Here is a 19,398-nt window from a genome sequence, read left to right as displayed (position 1 = left end):
ATGATAAAATAAATTTCTTATTACAGCGATGAGGAGTAGAGCGACCCAGCTCCGCCATAATCATTGACAACTTTCCAGGTAATGCTGGAGGCATTAATATTTTCTTTTAACGTCACTTCTTTAGTCGTCATCGGGGCGACCGAGTTGACTTCCGGCTTCACTTCTTTGCTGCCAATCTGGATGCTATGGAAATAGAAGAAAAAGGGCGTTGGATTTTTGATCGTCAGCTTAGTGCCAGACTTTCGCCATTCGAGCTTTTTCGCTTCCGTATTAGGGGAGAGGTCGAAAAGTGCTTTAGGACGATAGACCAGACGCATACGGTGACGGACTGCTAGTTGAATGGTGTTGTTATTCGCTTTGGCATCATCTGCCGGAGGAATCGCCATGACATTAAAATAGTACATGGATTCCCGGTCGGTCGGCGCATTAACGTTTCCGTTAGAAAACAGACGAACCGTATTCTGTTGTTTCCCTTCAAGGCGGAACAGCGGCGGCGTGGCCATAAAAGAGGGCGCTTTTCCTGCCGGCGCTTCAACCCAGGATTTAATCAGATAGGGAATATCATCTTTATTTTCTATTTGCGCGGTGATTTCACGTGCGCCTTCTTTATACAGATAGCGGGTGGATCCCACTACAATACCGGCATGGGCAATACTGCTGAGGAGTAATGCACAGGAAGCGGTGAAAGTTAATAAAGTCCTGAACATGTTTTTTCTCTGAATGCAAAAAAGGGCCCGCCGTGAAGCGGGGCCCTTTGGGGAAAAATTAGATGGTGTAATCGATAGTAAAGGTCGCAACACCTTTAACCGGGCCTTCGGTGACCGGAGTAGCAGAGTTCACTTTTACATAACCAGTGGTGTACTTCAGCTGAGTACCGGTAGTAGCAGAGTAGCTTTCGGTCATGGTGTCAGAACCGTCGAAGGCTACGCGATGTGAATCGCTGAGACGCTGGATACCGATACCGATACCGGTAGCGCCGCCAGCTGCGGTGTTGTCCAGGATGGTTTTATCGCTGGAGGTGACACCGGCAACGTTTACAGTCAGGCCGGTAACCGGGTTAGCGCTGCCCTGTGCGCAGTCAGTAACTTTAAAACCGAAGTCCTGAGTTTTGAACAGAGTACCTGCAGCTTCAGCATTTGCTTCCGCAGTGGTCACAGTGATCAGCTGAACGATACCGTTGTTCAGGGTACCAGTCGGAGTCACGACGCAAGAGTTAGCTGCATCAGAGACTTCACCCAGTACAGTTACCTGAGCGGTGTTGGTTGCCATTGCCTGAGCACTCAGCACTGCAGATGCAGCGACCATTACAGCTACGATTGTCTTTTTCATTTAATTAATCCATATATAGATACTTAGTCCTGTGTAGAGTTGATAACAGTTATCAAGGGAATGGAGTATGCATTCGCATTGATATTGAAAATAAGCGCCAGCATTCCTTTATATAGTGCTGAGACAAATCATCCTGTTGAACAACGCTACCATATCGCTTGCCATAGCGAACCATGGAGAAGCGGGAGTAATTTAAAAGTCTGGTGCAAAAAATGCTTGTGAATTGTTGATGAAGCACCTGTGAATTTAATGCTGCCCCCCTCTCTGATGAGATGTGGATTCCAGTTGAGATTAATTTAATCTGAAAATCTGACCATTAAGCAAGTTAGCTATCGCTTGTTTTTTTATCTGCGGTATCCTGTGGGCTGAACTTCAATGTGAAATGTACCTGTTTTCATCTGAAACAAGAATGTTCACATAATCGTTTGGTTGAAATCATTTGATTTTATTATGGATAATAGGGTTACGTGGGGCAAGGATATGGATGACGCAGTATTATTTAATGGGTGTATAATTAATCAGGAGATTATATTTAATGCCAATATGAATGAGCTGCGGCCGCTTGCCGGGGACGGGGAGTGCATCAGCCTCAATGCGCCAACCGCCAGATGCTTGCTGCTGCTTTTGCAGAATTGCGGCAAAGTCATTTCACGGGATGAGTTCCTGGCGGCTGTATGGGAAACACGGGGGGTGGTCGTTTCGCAAAATACGTTCTATCAAAATATCTCTTTGCTGCGAAAATCGCTGGTAAAAGCTGGGCTATCTGAGGATATCATTATCACCGTCCGGCAAAAAGGCTTTAGCGTCGCTCCGAATACATTGGTCATTCCTCTCTCTGATGAAGAGTGCAAGAATATGAATCGGGTGACATTAACGCATTATCAGAATAATAAAGTTGTCGACTTTATTTCTGAAGAAAAGGAAAAGCCTGACACTCATTTAAATCTTCCACTAATAGAAAACTCATCAAAGCATGGCAGTGATTTGATGGCAAATAAACCGGAAGAAGGTGAAAAAGCATCTGAGCGGTTGCATGTTACTTTTAAAATACCCGTATGGTTAATCGCGCTAATTGTCGTGATGATTGTAATTAATATTATTGTGTTGGTCGTGCTAAACCGGTAGCTCGTCACAGCCAGGGGTTATAGCGCGGTGCGATAGTCATTTGCTGGTCACCTTAACACCCGTCTGTCGAAATCTTCCTATCCGAAGGTCTGCCAGAACGTCCTGGCAGACCTTCAGTTTATTAACGCTGCTTCAGACCCAAATCCAACGGCGTCTTGCTGGGTTCCCCGCCAATCTCGCGCGCCAGCTTCGGCACCATATAGCCAGAGATGAGGGTCAATAGTTCGCGCATGATTTCACGGGCTTCATCATCGCTGACCATGAAGTGCGCCGCTCCCTCCACCCGATCCAGCACGTGCAGGTAGTAGGGCATTACCCCGGCGTCGAACAGCGCATTACTGAGGTCGGCCAGGGTTTGCGCGTTGTCGTTCACCCCGCGCAGCAGCACGCTCTGGTTGAGCAACGTGACGCCCGCCTGACGCAGCATGGCCATCGCCGCGCGAAACTCACCGTCAATTTCATTCGCGTGGTTGACGTGGTTAACCAGGATTACCTGCAGCGACGAACGCTGGAAGCGACTGGCCAGCGTCTCGGTGATGCGCGCCGGGATCACAATCGGCAGGCGGCTGTGAATACGCAGGCGCTTAACGTGCGGAATAGCTTCCAGCTGGGTCATTAGCCAGTCAAGCTCATGGTCCTTTGCCATCAGCGGGTCGCCGCCGGAGAAGATGATTTCATCAAGCTGCGGATGCGCCGCGATGTAGTCCATCGCTGTCTGCCAGTTGCGCCTGGTGCCCTGATTTTCGGCATAAGGGAAGTGGCGGCGGAAACAATAACGGCAATTGACTGCACAACCGCCTTTCACCAGTAGCAGGGCCCGGTTGCGATATTTGTGCAACAGACCGGGCACCACGCTTTGCTGTTCTTCCAGCGGATCGGTGGAGTAGCCGGGGGCGACGATAAACTCTTCCTCGGCGGTAAGTATCTGACGAAGCAGTGGATCGTTAGGGTTGCCTTTCTCCATGCGGGCGATAAACGCGCGCGGGACGCGCAGCGGGAACAGGCGTCTGGCCTCGCGTCCGGCCAGCAGTTTTTCATCAGCGTCTACATTTAAAAGACGCAGCAGTTCATCAGGACTGGTCACAACATTGGCAAGTTGCGTTATCCAATCTTCTCTGGATGGGGTATTTAGGGTTACAATATGCGCCATTTTGTGGCTTAGCTACCAGTTAAACAATTTCAGAGGGCCTTATGGCGACTTACTATAGCAACGATTTTCGTGCTGGTCTTAAAATCATGTTAGATGGCGAACCTTATGCGGTAGAAGCCAGCGAATTCGTTAAACCAGGTAAAGGCCAGGCGTTTGCGCGCGTTAAGCTGCGCCGTCTGCTGACCGGTACCCGCGTTGAGAAAACCTTCAAATCTACCGATTCCGCAGAAGGCGCGGACGTTGTCGATATGAACCTGACTTACCTGTACAACGACGGTGAGTTCTGGCACTTCATGAACAACGAAACCTTCGAGCAGCTGTCTGCTGACGCGAAAGCGATCGGTGATAACGCTAAATGGCTGCTGGATCAGGCTGAGTGCATCGTGACCCTGTGGAACGGCCAGCCGATCGCGGTCACCCCGCCGAACTTCGTTGAGCTGGAAATCATTGAAACCGATCCAGGCCTGAAAGGCGACACCGCGGGTACCGGCGGTAAACCGGCGACCCTGTCTACTGGCGCGGTGGTTAAAGTTCCGCTGTTCGTTCAGATCGGCGAAGTGATCAAAGTGGATACTCGCTCTGGCGAATATGTATCCCGCGTGAAGTAATTTCGCGTCATGATGACCGGCGTAGCCTCCGTGCTGCGCCGCTCTTTTCGTACAGGCACAACGAGCACGATACATGAAGCGTAGCGTTAAACTCCTGGTGTTACTCTTTCTGAGCAGCGCGTTACTGGCTGGCTGCAACACCGCCCGCGGTGTGGGTGAAGATATTCAGGGCCTGGGCCACGCTATCTCTCACGCTGTGAGCTGAATTTCCCTGCCGTTTCGTTAATGGCGCTTGCCTCCCGGTATGTCAGCCTCCTCCACGCATACTCCTTTTCTCTTAAAAATCGCAAAGATCCCTTCATCTTTGGACGGTTTGTCTATGCTTATAGGGCATGAAAACAAAACTGACACTAAGGATGACATTATGGTGAAAAAAACGATTGCAGCGTTCTTTACGGTTTTGGTCCTCTCTTCAGCACTGACCGCTTGTAACACCACGCGCGGTGTCGGTGAGGATATTTCAGACGGCGGCAACGCAATCTCTGGCGCGGCAACCAAAGCTCAGCAATAAACGCCGTCAACGGTACGGTTTAGCGCCGTACCGTTCTTCACTTCTCTCATTCCGTTGGATATACTCACCACGACTTTTCATCCACCTTACGGGACGACCCGTAAGCGTTTCTCATCCGGGGACGGCCCCAGCAAAGGAGCCTTATGTCCTGGATAGTCTTGTTTATCGCTGGCCTGCTGGAAGTGGTGTGGGCCGTCGGCCTGAAATATACCCATGGCTTTAGCCGCCTGGTTCCCAGCGTTATCACCATCGTGGCGATGGTGGCCAGCATGGCGCTGCTCTCATGGGCGATGAAAACCCTACCGGTAGGTACCGCCTACGCCGTCTGGACCGGGATCGGCGCCGTGGGGGCCGCCGTGACCGGTATTGTGCTGTTAGGGGAATCCGCCAGCGCCATGCGTATCGCCAGCCTTGTCTGTATCGTGATTGGCATCATTGGCCTGAAGATCAGCGCGCACTAATCATAGCGCTGATTGACCCAGACCAGTTTGCCGACATCAAAGCCCTGTCGGGTGGCAATGTTCAGCATCTGCTGCCTGACCTCCGGGGCGATGGTCGGCGCCCGGGCCAGCAGCCAGAGATAGTCGCGATCGGGGCCGCAGACCAGCGCGTAACGATACTCCTTATCCAGAGCAATGACGTTATAGCTGCCGTAGAAAGGGCCGAAGAAGGAAATCTTCAGCGCGGCGCGGCTGGGCTCCCCGGTAAAGTACGCTACCCCGTCCGTTTTCTGCCACATGCCGCGGTCGGGGTTATAACCTTTATTCACCACATCCAGACCGCCGTCATCACGTGGGTGCCAGGCGATCGTGACTTTTTCCAGCCCGCTTTCAAAAGGGTGGTCAAAGCGGGCGATTTCATACCAGGTACCCAGATAGCGCTGAACGTCGAAGGGACTGACCACGGTGACGCCCGGCGGCGGGGCGGGCGTGCTGCAGGCGACAGACAGGAACGAGACGGCAATCGCGGTGATTATCGGCAGGATACGCATGGCATGCTCCTTGCTGGCTTTTAAGCTAAGTGTAGAGTCCAGCAGGGAAAAGGCGGCAAGATTTTTCTATGAAGCGAGCCCGGTAGCAGAAATGCGACCGGGCTCTTGCAGGATCAGATAAACAGTACGCCAACGAGGGTGATGACGCTGAGGATTGCCGCCAGGCCGTAGAAGACCCATTTACCGTTGGGCACATGGATTTTCAGATCGTGCATGGCGTGGTGAATACGATGCAACCCACACCACAGCGGCAGGACAATCATCAGAAAGATGAATGCGCGGCCGATAAAGCTTTGGGCAAAGGCCAGCACACGCTCATAGCTAAAGGCGTCGGCCGGGGCGAGCCCCAGCGGCAGCAGGATGCCGACCAGCAGCACCATCACCGGCGCGACAATCGCGCCCCACATGCCGCCTGCGCCAAACAGCCCCCAGAATACGGGTTCATCGGAACGTTTCGGATTGGGATTAATCATCTCAGCCTCCTTACCAGAACAGGGCGACAAACAGGATCACCACGGTGACCACCGCCGTCACCACCCAGAGCCCTTTAATGACCGGCTCTGGCCCCATTTTTTCGCCTTTGATGATGACGTTGGCGGCTTTCGGCGCCAGCTCAAACCAGGTTTTGGTGTGCAGCAGCGCCGCCGCCAGAGTAATCAGGTTGAGGATCACCACCACCGGGTTTTGCAGGAATCCGATATATCCCGCCCAGCTCTCGGCGCCGTGCTTGAGGGCAAACAGCCCATAAATCAGCACAATGCTAAACCATACCGTCGGTACCGCCGTGCCTTCCCGTACCATGTAGAAGCGATAAAACGGCAGCTTTTTCCACCAGGTGGAGGTCATTGGTCGCACGTAGGGTTTGCGTTTCGTCGTCATAATGCACTCCTTAGCGTGGTTTCAGGGTGGCGATAAGAAAGTCTTTCGAGCTTTCCACCTTGCCCTGCTGGATCGCGGCCGCCGGGTCGACGTGCTTCGGACACACTTCCGAGCAGTAGCCAACGAAAGTACAGGTCCAGACGCCATTCTGGCCGTTAAGCTGCGCCATGCGTTCCTTTTTACCGTGGTCGCGGCTGTCTTCGTTATAACGGTGGGCGAGGGTGATCGCCGCCGGGCCGATAAATTCCGGGTTCAGCCCGAACTGTGGACAGGCGGCATAGCACAGCCCGCAGTTGATGCAGCCGGAAAACTGATGGTATTTCGCCATCTGGGTCGGGGTCTGCTTGTTTGGCCCCTGGTCAGGCGTGCGGTTATTGCCGATGATATACGGCTTAATGGCTTCCAGGCTTTCGATAAAGTGGGTCATGTCCACCACCAGATCGCGCTCGATCGGGAAGTTGGCCAATGCCTCCACCTTGATGCCTTTGGTGTAATCGCGCAGGAAGGTTTTGCAGGCCAGCTTCGGCACCTTGTTGACCATCATGCCGCAGGAACCGCAGATTGCCATTCGGCAGGACCAGCGGTAGCTCAGGTCTGGCGCCAGGTTGTCTTTGATGTAGCCCAGCGCGTCCAGCAGCGAGGTCTGTTCATCATAAGGCACGTCATAGAATGCGCTGTGCGGTGCGGTGTCGACCTCCGGATTGTAGCGCACCACTTCGACTTTCAGGTTTTTCATCTCAGCCATGGGTGGTCTCCTTCTTCTCAGCCGCGTCCGCTTCTGCGCCATAGACACGTTTTGCCGGCGGCAGCGTGGTGATCTTCACATCGCCATATTCCAGACGGGTAGTGCCATCGGCCTCGCGGAAGGCGAGAGTGTGCTTGAGGAAGTTGACGTCGTCGCGTTCGGTACAGCCTTCATCCAGACGCTGGTGCGCCCCGCGCGATTCTTTACGGGCGATGGCCGAGTGCGCCATACATTCGGCAACGTTTAAACCGTGCCCCAGCTCAATGGTGTAAAGCAGATCGGTATTGAACACGCTGGAGTTATCGGTAATGCGCACGCGCTTAAAGCGCTCCTGCAGTTCAGCCAGCTTGTCGATCGTTTTCTGCATCAGCTCCGGCGTGCGGTAGATGCCGCAGCCTTCCTCCATCGACAGCCCCATTTCATCGCGAATTTTCGCCCAGTTTTCGTTACCTTCCTGGTTGACGAGATCTTTCAGGCGCTGCTTCACATCGGTAGCCTGCGCATCGAGGGCGGCGCCGTTTGCCTCGCCCGCCTGAGCGGCGCGCTGCATGGCCTGCTCCCCGGCCAGGCGGCCGAAGACCACCAGCTCGGCCAGCGAGTTGGAGCCCAGACGGTTGGCGCCATGTAAGCCTACGGACGAGCATTCGCCCACGGCAAACAGCCCTTTGATTCGGGTTTCGCACTGCTGATCGGTTTCAATACCGCCCATGGTGTAGTGCGCGGTCGGGCGCACCGGGATCGGCTCTTTCACCGGATCGACGCCGACGTAGGCTTTCGCCAGTTCACAGATAAACGGCAGACGCTCCAGTAGTTTTTTCTCGCCGAGGTGGCGGAGATCGAGGTAGACCACGTCGCCGCGCGGCGTCGGGATGGTGTTCCCTTTCCGCCACTCGTGCCAGAAGGCCTGGGACACTTTGTCGCGTGGGCCCAGCTCCATATATTTATTCTTCGGTTCGCCGAGCGGGGTTTCCGGGCCCATGCCGTAATCCTGCAGATAGCGGTAGCCGTTTTTGTTGACCAGAATCCCGCCTTCGCCGCGGCAGCCTTCGGTCATCAGGATCCCGGAGCCCGGCAGGCCGGTCGGGTGATACTGAACGAATTCCATGTCGCGCAGCGGCACGCCATGGCTCAGAGCCATCCCCATCCCGTCACCGGTGACGATGCCGCCGTTGGTGTTGTAGCGGTAGACGCGCCCGGCGCCGCCGGTAGCCAGCACCACGGCGTTAGCGCGGATCTGCACCAGGGTGCCTTCCATCATATTCATCGCCACCAGGCCGCGGGCCTGCCCGTCATCGACCAGCAGGTCAAGGACGAAATGTTCGTCAAAGCGCTGAATTTGGGGAAACTGAAGGGAGGTCTGGAAGAGGGTATGCAGCATGTGGAAGCCGGTTTTGTCGGCGGCAAACCAGGTGCGTTCGATTTTCATGCCACCGAAGCGCCGGACGTTGACGCTGCCGTCGGGGCGGCGGCTCCATGGGCATCCCCACTGCTCCAGCTGGGTCATTTCCGTCGGGCAGTGATGAACAAAATAGTCGACGACATCCTGCTCGCACAGCCAGTCGCCTCCCGCGACGGTGTCGTGAAAATGGTACTCAAAGCTATCGTGATCCTGGGCAACGGCTGCGGACCCCCCTTCTGCAGCGACCGTATGGCTGCGCATCGGATAGACTTTAGAAATCAGGGCGATTTTAGCGTTGGGGTTGGCCTGAGCGGCGGCGATAGCGGCACGAAGGCCTGCCCCGCCGGCGCCAATTACGGCGAGATCGGCTTGAAAAGTTTGCACGACATTCCTCCAGTTTTAGTGTATTTCGCCGCCGGGCTGGCGAAAAAGTATCACTGCTCCTTTATAGGTACAGGAGTATAGCCTTAGGGTCAGTATGGAAAATTGACGTGTTCGATTTTTTTATCGATATGTGCGGTTATTTATCAGTGGTATTTATGCGTCAGGGTTAACGATAGATTAATGGCATGTAGTCTGCCGGAGATTGCACAAAATTTGTTTCACTCGCCGGTTGCGAGTAGACTTCGTGCCCTTAATTTGCAATCGGAGAAAGTACCATGAGCGAGACGGCAACCTGGCAGCCGAGCGCACCCATTCCCAATCTGTTGAAGCGCGCGGCGGTGATGGCGGAAATCCGCCGTTTCTTTACCGATCGCGGCGTGCTGGAGGTGGAGACGCCTTGCATGAGTCAGGCGACGGTAACGGATATTCATTTGTTCCCGTTCGAAACCCGTTTCGTCGGCCCGGGCCATTCTCAGGGGCTTAACCTGTACCTGATGACCAGTCCGGAATACCACATGAAGCGCCTGCTGGCGGCAGGTTGCGGCCCGGTCTTCCAGCTGTGCCGCAGCTTCCGTAATGAAGAGATGGGGCGTCATCACAATCCGGAATTCACCATGCTGGAGTGGTATCGTCCATGCTATGACATGTATCGCCTGATCAATGAGGTGGACGATCTGCTGCAGCAGGTGCTGGAGTGCCAACCGGCGGAAAGTCTCTCCTATCAGCAGGCGTTTCAGCGCCATCTGGAAATTGACCCGCTCTCTGCCGATAAAGCACAGCTGCGTGAAGTCGCAGCGAAGCTGGATCTGAGCAATATCGCCGATACTGAAGAAGATCGCGATACCCTGCTGCAGCTGCTGTTCACCATGGGCGTGGAGCCGCACATCGGCAAAGATCGACCAACGTTCATTTATCATTTCCCGGCGACTCAGGCCTCTTTAGCGCAGATCAGCCCGGAAGATCATCGGGTCGCTGAGCGCTTTGAGGTCTATTACAAAGGTATTGAGCTGGCGAACGGTTTCCACGAGCTGACCGACGCCCATGAACAGCGCCTGCGGTTTGAGCAGGATAACCGCAAACGCGCCGCGCGCGGCCTTCCGCAGCAGCCCATCGATAACAACCTGCTGGCGGCGCTGGAGGCGGGTCTGCCGGACTGCTCCGGCGTGGCGCTGGGCGTTGACCGCGTGGTCATGCTGGCGCTGGGCGCTGAAAGCATCGGCGAAGTGATCGCCTTTACGGTAGACCGCGCCTGATCGCTTTTTCACCTCCCTCCGCCGCCGGGTGGGGGAGGTGAAAGACGACTCTGAACCTGACACCCTCGCCCCGGCTTTAGCCCGAATACCCACAATTTCCCTCCGTGATTTTGCTACTATCCGCGCTCTTTTTATGAGGCCAGGCGTCGCTCGTCGGGCGATGCCCACGTTTGGATAGATTTATGCATCAACAACTCAAGAAGATGAGCCTGATCGGGCTGATTCTGATGATCTTCACCTCGGTGTTTGGCTTTGCCAACAGCCCATCGGCGTTTTATCTGATGGGCTATAGCGCGATGCCGTTTTACCTTTTTTCCGCCCTCTTTTTCTTTATCCCGTTCGCGCTGATGATGGCGGAGATGGGCTCAGCTTATCGTCGCGAAGAGGGCGGGATCTATTCCTGGATGAACCACAGCGTCGGGCCGCGCTTTGCCTTCATTGGTACCTTTATGTGGTTTGCCTCGTACGTAGTGTGGATGGTGAGTACCGCCGCTAAGATCTGGGTCCCGCTCTCTACTTTTTTGTTTGGCGCGGACAAAACCCAGACCTGGGCGCTGGGTAGCCTGACGCCGACGCAGACGGTCGGTATTCTGGCGGCCTGCTGGATGGTCGTGGTGACCTTTATTGCCGTCAAAGGGATCAATAAAATCGCTAAAATTACCGCCGTCGGCGGTATCGCGGTGATGGGGCTTAACCTGGTGCTGCTGCTGGTGAGCGGGGCGATCCTTCTGCTTAACGGCGGTCATTTCGCCCAGCCGTTAAACTTCACCCTTTCGCCTAATCCCGGGTATCAGTCGGGCATGGCGATGCTGTCGTTTGTGGTATTTGCCATCTTTGCCTATGGCGGAATTGAGGCGGTTGGCGGCTTAGTGGATAAGACCGATAAGCCGGAAAAGAACTTTGCCAAAGGTATTATCATCGCGGCGATTGTTATCTCGATCGGTTACTCGCTGGCGATTGTGCTGTGGGGCGTGAGCGCCAACTGGCAGCAGGTGCTTGGCGCGCGTTCGACCAACCTCGGCAACATCACCTATGTGCTGATGACCAGCCTCGGGGCGACGCTGGGCCAGGCCCTGCACCTGACCCCTGCGGCGTCAGCCCTGACCGGGGTCTGGTTCGCCCGTATTACCGGCCTGTCGATGTTTCTCGCTTACACCGGCGCGTTCTTCACCCTCAGCTATTCTCCCCTGAAAGCGATTATCCAGGGCACGCCAAAAGCGCTCTGGCCGTCGGTGATGACCCGTCTCAACGTCAACGGAATGCCCGCCGCGGCGATGTGGCTGCAGTGTCTGCTGGTCGGGGTGTTTATCGTACTGGTATCGTTCGGTGGGGATAGCGCTTCCGCGTTTTATAACAAGCTGACGCTGATGGCCAATGTCTCTATGACCTTGCCTTATCTGTTCCTGACCATCGCCTTCCCGTTCTTCAAGGCGAAAACCCATCTTGACCGGCCGTTCGTGATCTTCAAAAACCGTCCGTCGACGCTGCTGGCGACCGGCGTGGTGCTGCTGGTGGTGACCTTCGCCAATATCTTCACCATTATCCAACCCGTCATCGACAGCGGGGACTGGAACAGCACCCTGTGGATGGTCGGTGGGCCGATCTTCTTCTCACTGCTGGCGCTGGGGATCTACGAAAGCTACCGTCGGCGCATGGCGTCCGGCGCGCTGGTGATGGAGAGTTAAAGAACCTGCCCGGCGGTGCAGCCGGGCAGGGGATGGTTTACAGGCTACCAGCCGTACGGCGGCTGGTTTTTCCGGCCGAGGTCATGGTTTTACTGCTTTGCCTGCCGTCAATACTTTCCAGACGCATCTGGAACGGAGGGAACGGCATATCAATGCCATGCTCGCGGAAGCCCGCCAGGATCAGCTGATGCATCTCATGGCGCAGCGGCATGCGGTGCCCCATCTCCGCGGCAAAAATACGTAGCTCGAAAATCTGGATCCCCTGCTGCAGGTCGACGAGAAACGCCTCCGGCGCCGGGGTATCGATGACCAGCGAGCAGCGATGCGCCGCGGCGATGAGAATTTTCGTCACCTCTTCGGTATCGGCGTCCACAGGCGCCGGCACCGTCAGCACCACGCGGGTAACCGAGTCCGACAGCGACCAGTTGATAAACTGTTCGGTAATGAACGCCTTGTTCGGCACGATAATCTCTTTTCGGTCCCAGTCGCTGATGGTGGTCGCACGGGTATTAATGCGGGTGACGCTGCCCGTCAGGTCGCGAATGGTGACCGTATCGCCGATGCGGATCGGCTTCTCAAACAGGATAATCAGGCCGGAGATAAAGTTGGCGAAGATCTCCTGCAGGCCAAACCCGAGACCCACACCCAGCGCGGCGACCAGCCACTGCAGCTTCGACCACTCAATACCGATCATCGAGAAGCCCACCAGCCCGCCGACCAGCATCAGCAGATACTTAGTGATGGTGGTGATGGCGTAGCCGGTGCCGGGGGTTAAATCGAGATGCTGGAGGATCGCCAGTTCCAGCAGCGCGGGCAGGTTGCGTACCAGCTGAGTGGTGATGATCAGCACCAGAATGGCAATCAACACCGCGCCAAGCGTAATAGGCTCAAGGCTTTCCACCCCTTGTACCGTCGAGGTCACGTCCCACAGCGAGATATTCTCAAGGAAGCCAAACGCCGAGTGAATCTCCGACCACAGCACGATGACCGATAGCAGCGCGATCAGCATCAGCAGGGAGCGCACAAGCCGCAGCGACTGGGTACTGATGGCATCGAGGTCGACCTCGCTGACCTCCGTCTCCACCGACCCTTCCGGGCTGCTGACGTGAACGGGCTCATCTTCGCCGCGGGCGCGCTGAGCGAGAATTTCCGCGCGACGATGGCGGGCCCGGTCGAAGGCCAGCCGGCGGCGCTGGATCAGCATCCAGCGGCGGATGATGTGATAGACCACCAGCAGCAGGAACCAGATGGCGACCGAGGTTTCCAGACGCGCAAGCAGCGCCTGGGCGGTGGCGAGGTAGCCGACGGCGGCCGCCAGCATGGCCACCAGCGGGGCGCCAAGCATCAGGTTCCACAGCAGGCGGTTCACCATATTGTCGCCATTCCCCTCTTTATCCAGATAGAGCGGAATACCGGCGTGCTTAAGGCTCAGGGTGACCACCGCCAGCGCGCCGCAGATCAGCAGGAAGCACAGGCGGCCCAGCGAAGCGGAGAATTCGCGGTCGTTAAGATTATCGAACATGATCAGCGCCATAATCAGCGGCACAATCAGCCCGATGCTCATCAGGTAGTAGCGCATCGCCTTCGCCACGCGGCTACGCGGCCAGCCGAAGTGGGCGATAAACAGCCCGTTTGGCCGGGCGAAGGTGGCGCAGATCATCACCACCCACAGCAAAGGCACCGTCGCGGTGACTCCATCGCCAATCGCCACCGCCAGCGGGAACGGCCAGGCGGACTGCAGACCATAGCCGAGCGTCATCCACAGCACCGGCAGCGGCGAGGCCACCAGTATCGACCAGAAGACCGTGCGCAGCGTCAGCCAGAAGTGATCCTGGGTGACTTTCCCCACCCGGGCGCTGGAGCGCTCGAGAAAGCGGGTGAAATGGCGCCGCGAGCTGATGCTAAAGCCAACCAGCAGCAGGGCGGCAAACAGCGGCAGCAGGGTCTCTTTGCTGGTAAGCATCATCGCGCTGGCTTTGCCCAGTTCGCTGATGGTATCCAGGGAGATCAGGCGCCGCAGATCCTGGACGATCTCCAGCGGCCAGGAGAAGCCGATGGGGCTGACGTCCGAAGTCCAGAACAGATAGCGGTGGGTGGCTTCGTTGATCTCTTTCAGCGCGTCTTCCAGCTGGCCGTTGGCGACCTTCAGCTTGGTGAGCTCCAGCATCAGGGTGTCGCCGCCGCGCAGCAGCGAGTTCAGCAGCTCGTTCTGCGTGCGCAGCTGCGCCTGCAGGATCTTGTTCTGCTCGCTGGTCAGCGGTTCGCCGTCGGCCTGGCGGATCTGCCGCAGCTGCGGCTGCTTACTGAGTAAATCCTCAAAGCGCAGACGCTGCACGCGCAGCTGCGCCATTTCCGTATCCAGCTGCTGCGGGCGAGGGCGCTCCGGCAGCCGCGCCACCTGGGCGCGCAGGGCTTCGCCCAGCAGATTGGAGGAGCCCAGCCACTGCGACTGCTCGCGCAGGGTGTTTAACGCCTGGCGCACCTGCAGCGTTTGATTCGTCGCCTGCCGCTGCTGGGACGCCACCAGATCCATGCGCTGCGCCTGCTGGTTCAGCGCCTGGGAGAGCTCACGGTTGACCTTAAACTGGGCGGTGATGTCCGGCGGCAGGTTTTCACTGTTCTCCGCCAGCAGTTCGGTACTCTCCAGCGCCTTTTCCGCCTCCCGCTGGCGCTGGCTGTTTTGCAGATTGCGCAGCGCCTGCAGATAGGCATCCAGCTGCTCGCTCTGTTTTTGCGCCAGCTCGGAACGGGCGCGCGACAGCTCCTGGCGGTTGTTGGCGGAGAGCTGGGCGAGGTCGAGTTCATCCACCAGCGCCTTCAGACGCGCTGATTCCGCCTGCAGGGCAAGATTTTGCGCCTGGGCGAGAGCATTGTTGCCGGTTTGCGTGCCGATGCGGCGCTCAACCTCATTGAGCTGACGACGGGCATCGGTTTGCTGCTGCGGCAGCTGGTTCAGGGAGTCGGCGATTTCACGCGCGCGATCCTGCTCCTGCTGCGCCTGGCGGCTCGATTCCAGCAGCTGACTGCTGACCTGCAGGATCTCCTGGTTCAGCGCATCGGCGGTCAGGCCGGTTGGCACCTGGCGCGGCTCTTCGCTCAGATTATTGAGCTGGGCACGCAGGCTTTGAAACAGTTTGGGGAAATTGTCGATAACGTCCTGATACTGACGGGCGCGCTCGAGGGAGGATTTTCGCTCCTCAAGCGCGTTCAGCGCGGACTGCAGAACTTCAACGGTTTCAGGCTGGGCGGGCTTTGCCGCCTTCGCCTGTTCCAGTTCCTGGGTTATCTGTTTAGCATCCGGGGCTGTCGCAGCGTACGCCCCGAAACTGAGGCTCAAGGCCAACAGGAAAGTGTATATCAGGCGCACGGCATAACCCTTTTGCTGAAGAATTAACCTTGGTCTTGTTTATCGTCAACCAGCGGGCTGGCGCGGTGTTCGGCGCGGATCTCTTCTTCCGGTAACGGCGCGGGTTCAGCGGCGGCGGTCGCTTCCACTGCTGTCGCCAGCGGTTGGCCGATCTTGGTCACGGACAGGCTTTGCAGCGTGTCGACCAGCTTCACCTGGCCCGGAGCAAACAGGTTGATCACGGTGGAACCCAGTTTGAAGCGGCCCATCTCCTGGCCTTTCAGCAAGGCGATGGAGCCTTCGTTGTCGCCAGCGGGCCAGGTCCAGCGTTTAATAATGCCTTCGCGCGGCGGGGTCACGGTGCCGGACCACACGGTCTCGATGCTGCCGACGATAGTTGCGCCCACCAGAATTTGCGCCATCGGGCCAAACTCAGTATCAAACAGGCAGATGACGCGCTCGTTACGGGCGAACAGGTTCGGCACGTTCTGCGCCGTCAAGTGGTTAACAGAGAACAGGTCGCCAGGAACGTAGATCATTTCGCGCAGGATGCCGTTGCACGGCATGTGTACGCGGTGATAGTCGCGCGGCGACAGGTAGGTGGTGGCGAAGCTGCCGTTACGGAACAGGTCGGCCATCTGATAGTTGCCGGCCAGCAGGGCTTCCAGACTGTAGTCATGACCTTTAGCCTGCAGGATTTTATCGTTCTCAATGGCGCCAAGCTGGCTGATCACGCCATCGGCCGGCATCACCAGCACGTTTGGATCGGTATTCAGCGGGCGAACGTCGTCGCGCAGCGGGCGCACGAAGAAATCGTTGAAGGTGCGATAAGCCGCGGTATCCGGCTTCTGCGCCTCTTTCATATCGACCTTGTAGTATTTCACGAACAGATCGATGACCAGCTTCGTCAGCCAACCTGCGCGTTTGCTCGCACCCCAGCCTGCGAGGCGGGTGAGCCACAGTTTAGGCAGAATGTATTGCAGTGAAAGTTTAAGATCGTTTAACAAAGTAGCCTCCAGGCCATGATATGTCGTTCCTGACCCCGCCTGCGGGCGGGGACCTGAAAAAAGGGGACGATTCTATACGTAAAACTCGCCAAATGGCATCCGCGTAAGCTGCGTCATCATCGCTGCCCGGCAGCGCCTGACGTGATGCTCAGCTTAATGATCAGTCATCGGACGAGGAAAAGTTTTTACGCGTTTTTACCTGTACCTGCGCCATGCTTTCCAGGATGCGGTGGTAGTTCTCAAAACGGCTTTCGGCGATCTTGCCGTTCTCTACCGCTTCGCGAAGCGCACAGCCAGGATCGGTATCGTGTTTACAGTCGCGATATTTGCAACGGCCTAAATAATCATGGAATTCGACAAAGCCGTTGGTGATTTGTTCCGCTTCCAGATGCCACAGGCCGAACTCACGTACCCCCGGTGAATCAATCACATCGCCGCCGTGCGGGAAGTGATAGAGGCGTGCCGCGGTGGTGGTGTGTTGACCTAAGCCGGAAACGTCCGAGACATCATTGGTGAGGATCTGATCCTCGTTCAACCCGAGCAGGGCGTTCAGCAGGCTCGATTTACCGACCCCGGACTGCCCGGCGAAGATACTGATGCGGTCGGTCAGGGCCGCTTCCAGCGGCTTAAGGCCGTCCTGAGTCCGACTGGAAACCAGCAGCACGCGGTAACCGATGTTGCGGTAGATATCCATTTGCTCATTGACGAAGCGCAGACCATCATCATCCAGCAGATCGATTTTATTCAGCACAATGAGCGGCTCGATATCCTGCGCTTCGCAGGCCACCAGATAGCGATCGATAATATTCAGCGACAGCTCAGGCAGGATCGCGGAAACCACCACGATCTGGTCGATATTGGCGGCGATAGGCTTCACGCCGTCGTAAAAATCCGGACGCGTCAGGACGGAGGCGCGATCGTGCACCGCCTCGACGATCCCTTTGACGCTTACGCCGTCGGCGGCGTCTTTGCCCGGCCGCCAGACCACGCGGTCGCCGGTGACCAGCGAGCGGATCGTCCGGCGGATATTGCAGCGATGCACGCTGCCGTCAGCGGATTCGACGTCGGCATGCATACCAAAGCGACTGATGACAATGCCTTCCGACGTTTCGCCAAACAGGTTGTCATCGTAGTCGGCCTTCTCCGCAGTGGTTTTCAGACGGCGCTGGTGGTTGGCTTTGACGCGGCGCTGCTGGCCTTTGGAGAGTTTATTTTTACTCAATCGAACTGGCTCCTGGTCGCCCTGATGGGGCAAAACCTCTATGATACACGCTATTTTAGATGAATATAGTCACGCGAGAAGGGTGGAAAATAGCATGAGTGCAAATGAAAACAACCTCATTTGGATCGATCTTGAGATGACAGGGCTGGATCCGGAGCGCGATCGCATTATCGAAATCGCCACCCTGGTGACCGATGCCAACCTGAACATTCTGGCTGAGGGCCCGACCATCGCGGTGCATCAGTCGGACGCTCAGCTGGCATTAATGGACGAGTGGAATGTGCGGACGCATACCGGCAGCGGTCTGGTGGATCGCGTAAAGGCCAGCACCGTCAGCGAGCACGATGCCGAACTGGCGACCATTGAGTTTCTTAAGCAGTGGGTGCCGGCGGGCAAGTCGCCGATCTGCGGCAACAGTATCGGCCAGGATCGTCGCTTCCTGTTTAAGTACATGCCGCAACTGGAAGCCTATTTCCACTATCGCTATCTGGACGTTAGCACGCTGAAAGAGCTGGCGCGCCGCTGGAAGCCGGAAATTCTCGACGGCTTTAAAAAGCAGGGCACTCATCAGGCGATGGACGATATCCGCGAGTCGGTCGCCGAGCTGGCTTACTACCGCGAACACTTCATTAAGCTGTAAACCGCGACCGGGCCCTGTGCGCGGCCCGGTACACTTTTCTGCGTTATTTAAACCACTTCTGCTGCATCTGCTGGAAGTCAGGTGTCGCCATGACCGCGGCCAGGGCATCGTTGATGGCGTTCAGCAGCTCCGGATCGTCTTTGCGCACCGCAATCGCATACTGCTTACCGTAATAAGCCGGGTCGGTGGCCCGTTCATCCATGATGGCGTAGTCAGGGTTCTCCTGCTGCCAGGCGTCGAGGGTGGCGAAGTCGCCCATGACGCCGGTTATTTGCCCGGCTTTCAGCGCGGCCAGGGCGCTGGCGACATCGTCGTAAGGGACAGCCTGTACGGCTTTCTGTTTATCACGCAGGTAGCGCTGATGCAGCGTGCCTTTCACCACGCCGACTTTTTTAGCCTTCAGATCGGCAAAGGTATGGGCGACATCTTTGTTGACGATCACTACCCCGGAGAGCGCCTGGCGATAGGGGCGGCTGAAGGCGACCTGCTTCTCACGCATCGGGATCACTTCCATGCCGGCAATCACCGCGTCAAATTTCTTAAAGCGTAAAGCCGGGATCAGGGTATCGAAACGCTGCGCCGTGAACTGGCACTGCGCCTGCATCTGCTGGCACAGGGCGTGCGCGAGATCGATATCGAAGCCAACGGGCTGATTTTTGCCGTTGGCGGTGACAAACGGTGGATTGGCCGTGGTGGTGCCAAAATGGAGCGTCTCGGCTGACGCGGTTCCGATGGCCAGCGTGCTCAGCAGCAGGACGGTGAGGACTTTTCTCATGCTAATTCCCTGTTTGGCGTCGGGGTGGCCTCGTTATACGTCGCGCCACCGCTGTATGATGCGAGCGATTTTGCGTCATTCAGCCGGGCGGAAAAAGCGATTTTGCCCGTTATGACGCTTATTTATACAATTCAGCGGCGTAGATGGCGAGAAAATGTCCATTTAAACAAAAAACGCAAAAAAGTGATCGTCAGGGGGTTGCAGGGGCATCGAATTCTCGTATAATGCGCCTCCCGTAACGACGCAGAAATGCAAATTACGACGCCATCGAAATATGGCAAAAAATGCAGTAACGCGGGAATAGCTCAGTTGGTAGAGCACGACCTTGCCAAGGTCGGGGTCGCGAGTT

The 19,398-nt window shown here is 56.6% G+C and carries 21 protein-coding genes; 8 read left to right on the top strand and 13 right to left on the bottom strand.

From position 1 onward, the window contains the following. Nucleotides 1–20: 20 nt before the first annotated feature. Both RRF55_RS24215 and RRF55_RS24210 read right to left on the bottom strand, forming a co-directional pair. Nucleotides 21–707, bottom strand: coding sequence for a fimbrial biogenesis chaperone (locus tag RRF55_RS24215; RefSeq protein WP_004177740.1), 687 nt, complete (start codon nt 705–707; stop codon nt 21–23). Between the two features lie 58 nt (nt 708–765). Further along, complete coding sequence (locus RRF55_RS24210) at nt 766–1,329, bottom strand: fimbrial protein (protein ID WP_004177738.1); 564 nt, start codon at nt 1,327–1,329, stop codon at nt 766–768. Between the two features lie 480 nt (nt 1,330–1,809). Here RRF55_RS24210 and RRF55_RS24205 point away from each other — a divergent pair, with 480 nt between their 5' ends. Continuing rightward, the gene (locus RRF55_RS24205; protein WP_016831379.1) at nt 1,810–2,454 is read left to right on the top strand and encodes a winged helix-turn-helix domain-containing protein; all 645 of its coding nucleotides are present in this window, start codon (nt 1,810–1,812) and stop codon (nt 2,452–2,454) included. A gap of 121 nt (nt 2,455–2,575) precedes the next feature. On the opposite strand, the gene epmB is transcribed toward RRF55_RS24205, so the two are convergent. Then, nucleotides 2,576–3,604: an EF-P beta-lysylation protein EpmB gene (epmB, locus tag RRF55_RS24200; RefSeq protein WP_032439117.1), complete on the bottom strand. Its 1,029-nt coding sequence runs from the start codon at nt 3,602–3,604 to the stop codon at nt 2,576–2,578. A 41-nt stretch (nt 3,605–3,645) separates the two neighbouring features. Between epmB and efp the strand changes: the two genes are divergently transcribed. From efp to sugE, 4 genes are all read left to right on the top strand, one after another. Further along, nucleotides 3,646–4,212: an elongation factor P gene (efp, locus tag RRF55_RS24195; protein ID WP_002885506.1), complete on the top strand. Its 567-nt coding sequence runs from the start codon at nt 3,646–3,648 to the stop codon at nt 4,210–4,212. Between the two features lie 73 nt (nt 4,213–4,285). Next, nucleotides 4,286–4,417, top strand: a complete 132-nt coding sequence (locus tag RRF55_RS24190) for an entericidin A/B family lipoprotein (protein ID WP_002885511.1) — start codon at nt 4,286–4,288, stop codon at nt 4,415–4,417. Nucleotides 4,418–4,576: 159 nt separating this feature from the next. Further along, nucleotides 4,577–4,723, top strand: coding sequence for a lipoprotein toxin entericidin B (gene ecnB / locus RRF55_RS24185; RefSeq protein WP_002885518.1), 147 nt, complete (start codon nt 4,577–4,579; stop codon nt 4,721–4,723). Between the two features lie 143 nt (nt 4,724–4,866). Continuing rightward, nucleotides 4,867–5,184, top strand: a complete 318-nt coding sequence (sugE, locus tag RRF55_RS24180) for a quaternary ammonium compound efflux SMR transporter SugE (RefSeq protein ID WP_002885521.1) — start codon at nt 4,867–4,869, stop codon at nt 5,182–5,184. Here sugE and RRF55_RS24175 read toward each other — a convergent pair. The 5 genes from RRF55_RS24175 to frdA all read right to left on the bottom strand — a co-directional run bounded on the left by RRF55_RS24175 (nt 5,181) and on the right by frdA (nt 9,121). Further along, nucleotides 5,181–5,714 carry a lipocalin family protein gene (locus tag RRF55_RS24175; RefSeq protein ID WP_048332302.1) on the bottom strand — a complete coding sequence of 178 codons (534 nt, stop codon included), beginning with the start codon at nt 5,712–5,714 and terminating at the stop codon, nt 5,181–5,183. The genes sugE and RRF55_RS24175 overlap by 4 nt on opposite strands. 113 nt (nt 5,715–5,827) lie before the next feature. Continuing rightward, nucleotides 5,828–6,187 carry a fumarate reductase subunit FrdD gene (frdD, locus tag RRF55_RS24170; RefSeq protein WP_002885526.1) on the bottom strand — a complete coding sequence of 120 codons (360 nt, stop codon included), beginning with the start codon at nt 6,185–6,187 and terminating at the stop codon, nt 5,828–5,830. Nucleotides 6,188–6,197: 10 nt separating this feature from the next. Next, nucleotides 6,198–6,593, bottom strand: coding sequence for a fumarate reductase subunit FrdC (gene frdC, locus RRF55_RS24165; RefSeq protein ID WP_002885530.1), 396 nt, complete (start codon nt 6,591–6,593; stop codon nt 6,198–6,200). Between the two features lie 10 nt (nt 6,594–6,603). Further along, nucleotides 6,604–7,338, bottom strand: coding sequence for a fumarate reductase iron-sulfur protein (gene frdB, locus RRF55_RS24160; protein ID WP_032439119.1), 735 nt, complete (start codon nt 7,336–7,338; stop codon nt 6,604–6,606). Further along, nucleotides 7,331–9,121 (bottom strand): fumarate reductase (quinol) flavoprotein subunit, encoded by a 1,791-nt coding sequence (frdA, locus tag RRF55_RS24155; RefSeq protein ID WP_048332303.1) that lies wholly within the window; start codon nt 9,119–9,121, stop codon nt 7,331–7,333. The genes frdB and frdA overlap by 8 nt, the downstream gene beginning before the upstream one ends. Before the next feature lie 275 nt (nt 9,122–9,396). Here frdA and epmA point away from each other — a divergent pair, with 275 nt between their 5' ends. Further along, nucleotides 9,397–10,374, top strand: coding sequence for an elongation factor P--(R)-beta-lysine ligase (gene epmA / locus RRF55_RS24150; protein ID WP_004146714.1), 978 nt, complete (start codon nt 9,397–9,399; stop codon nt 10,372–10,374). 182 nt (nt 10,375–10,556) lie between these two features. Continuing rightward, nucleotides 10,557–12,059, top strand: a complete 1,503-nt coding sequence (gene yjeM, locus RRF55_RS24145) for a glutamate/gamma-aminobutyrate family transporter YjeM (RefSeq protein ID WP_004178330.1) — start codon at nt 10,557–10,559, stop codon at nt 12,057–12,059. Between the two features lie 37 nt (nt 12,060–12,096). Here yjeM and mscM read toward each other — a convergent pair whose 3' ends face one another. From mscM to rsgA, 3 genes are all read right to left on the bottom strand, one after another. Next, entirely contained in the window at nt 12,097–15,426 is a 3,330-nt protein-coding gene (gene mscM / locus RRF55_RS24140; protein ID WP_004146716.1) for a miniconductance mechanosensitive channel MscM, read from the bottom strand. A 23-nt stretch (nt 15,427–15,449) separates the two neighbouring features. Continuing rightward, on the bottom strand, nt 15,450–16,412 hold the full coding sequence (gene asd / locus RRF55_RS24135; RefSeq protein ID WP_002885536.1) for an archaetidylserine decarboxylase: 963 nt from the start codon (nt 16,410–16,412) through the stop codon (nt 15,450–15,452). A 160-nt stretch (nt 16,413–16,572) separates the two neighbouring features. Then, nucleotides 16,573–17,634 (bottom strand): small ribosomal subunit biogenesis GTPase RsgA, encoded by a 1,062-nt coding sequence (gene rsgA / locus RRF55_RS24130; protein ID WP_004178332.1) that lies wholly within the window; start codon nt 17,632–17,634, stop codon nt 16,573–16,575. Nucleotides 17,635–17,728: 94 nt separating this feature from the next. Between rsgA and orn the strand changes: the two genes are divergently transcribed. Next, nucleotides 17,729–18,274 (top strand): oligoribonuclease, encoded by a 546-nt coding sequence (orn, locus tag RRF55_RS24125; RefSeq protein ID WP_002885538.1) that lies wholly within the window; start codon nt 17,729–17,731, stop codon nt 18,272–18,274. 43 nt (nt 18,275–18,317) lie between these two features. Here orn and RRF55_RS24120 read toward each other — a convergent pair whose 3' ends face one another. Together RRF55_RS24120 and RRF55_RS24115 are read right to left on the bottom strand one after the other, a co-directional pair. Next, nucleotides 18,318–19,049 (bottom strand): transporter substrate-binding domain-containing protein, encoded by a 732-nt coding sequence (locus tag RRF55_RS24120; protein WP_004177719.1) that lies wholly within the window; start codon nt 19,047–19,049, stop codon nt 18,318–18,320. Nucleotides 19,050–19,211: 162 nt separating this feature from the next. Then, nucleotides 19,212–19,398, bottom strand: a 187-nt coding sequence (locus RRF55_RS24115) for a hypothetical protein (protein ID WP_049243997.1), incomplete at its 5' end; no start/stop codon positions are given.

It is taken from the genome of Klebsiella sp. K47 (assembly GCF_051858335.1).
In the GTDB taxonomy this organism is placed as follows: Bacteria; Pseudomonadota; Gammaproteobacteria; order Enterobacterales; family Enterobacteriaceae; genus Klebsiella; species Klebsiella pneumoniae.
This window is presented reverse-complemented; position numbering and strand designations above follow the sequence as displayed.

Coding starts and splice junctions, on each gene's coding strand:
- RRF55_RS24215 (WP_004177740.1), bottom strand. CDS start 707: ATGTTCAGGACTTTATTAACTTTCACCGCTTCCTGTGCATTACTCCTC.
- RRF55_RS24210 (WP_004177738.1), bottom strand. CDS start 1,329: ATGAAAAAGACAATCGTAGCTGTAATGGTCGCTGCATCTGCAGTGCTG.
- RRF55_RS24205 (WP_016831379.1), top strand. CDS start 1,810: ATGGATGACGCAGTATTATTTAATGGGTGTATAATTAATCAGGAGATT.
- epmB (WP_032439117.1), bottom strand. CDS start 3,604: ATGGCGCATATTGTAACCCTAAATACCCCATCCAGAGAAGATTGGATA.
- efp (WP_002885506.1), top strand. CDS start 3,646: ATGGCGACTTACTATAGCAACGATTTTCGTGCTGGTCTTAAAATCATG.
- RRF55_RS24190 (WP_002885511.1), top strand. CDS start 4,286: ATGAAGCGTAGCGTTAAACTCCTGGTGTTACTCTTTCTGAGCAGCGCG.
- ecnB (WP_002885518.1), top strand. CDS start 4,577: ATGGTGAAAAAAACGATTGCAGCGTTCTTTACGGTTTTGGTCCTCTCT.
- sugE (WP_002885521.1), top strand. CDS start 4,867: ATGTCCTGGATAGTCTTGTTTATCGCTGGCCTGCTGGAAGTGGTGTGG.
- RRF55_RS24175 (WP_048332302.1), bottom strand. CDS start 5,714: ATGCGTATCCTGCCGATAATCACCGCGATTGCCGTCTCGTTCCTGTCT.
- frdD (WP_002885526.1), bottom strand. CDS start 6,187: ATGATTAATCCCAATCCGAAACGTTCCGATGAACCCGTATTCTGGGGG.
- frdC (WP_002885530.1), bottom strand. CDS start 6,593: ATGACGACGAAACGCAAACCCTACGTGCGACCAATGACCTCCACCTGG.
- frdB (WP_032439119.1), bottom strand. CDS start 7,338: ATGGCTGAGATGAAAAACCTGAAAGTCGAAGTGGTGCGCTACAATCCG.
- epmA (WP_004146714.1), top strand. CDS start 9,397: ATGAGCGAGACGGCAACCTGGCAGCCGAGCGCACCCATTCCCAATCTG.
- yjeM (WP_004178330.1), top strand. CDS start 10,557: ATGCATCAACAACTCAAGAAGATGAGCCTGATCGGGCTGATTCTGATG.
- orn (WP_002885538.1), top strand. CDS start 17,729: ATGAGTGCAAATGAAAACAACCTCATTTGGATCGATCTTGAGATGACA.
- RRF55_RS24120 (WP_004177719.1), bottom strand. CDS start 19,049: ATGAGAAAAGTCCTCACCGTCCTGCTGCTGAGCACGCTGGCCATCGGA.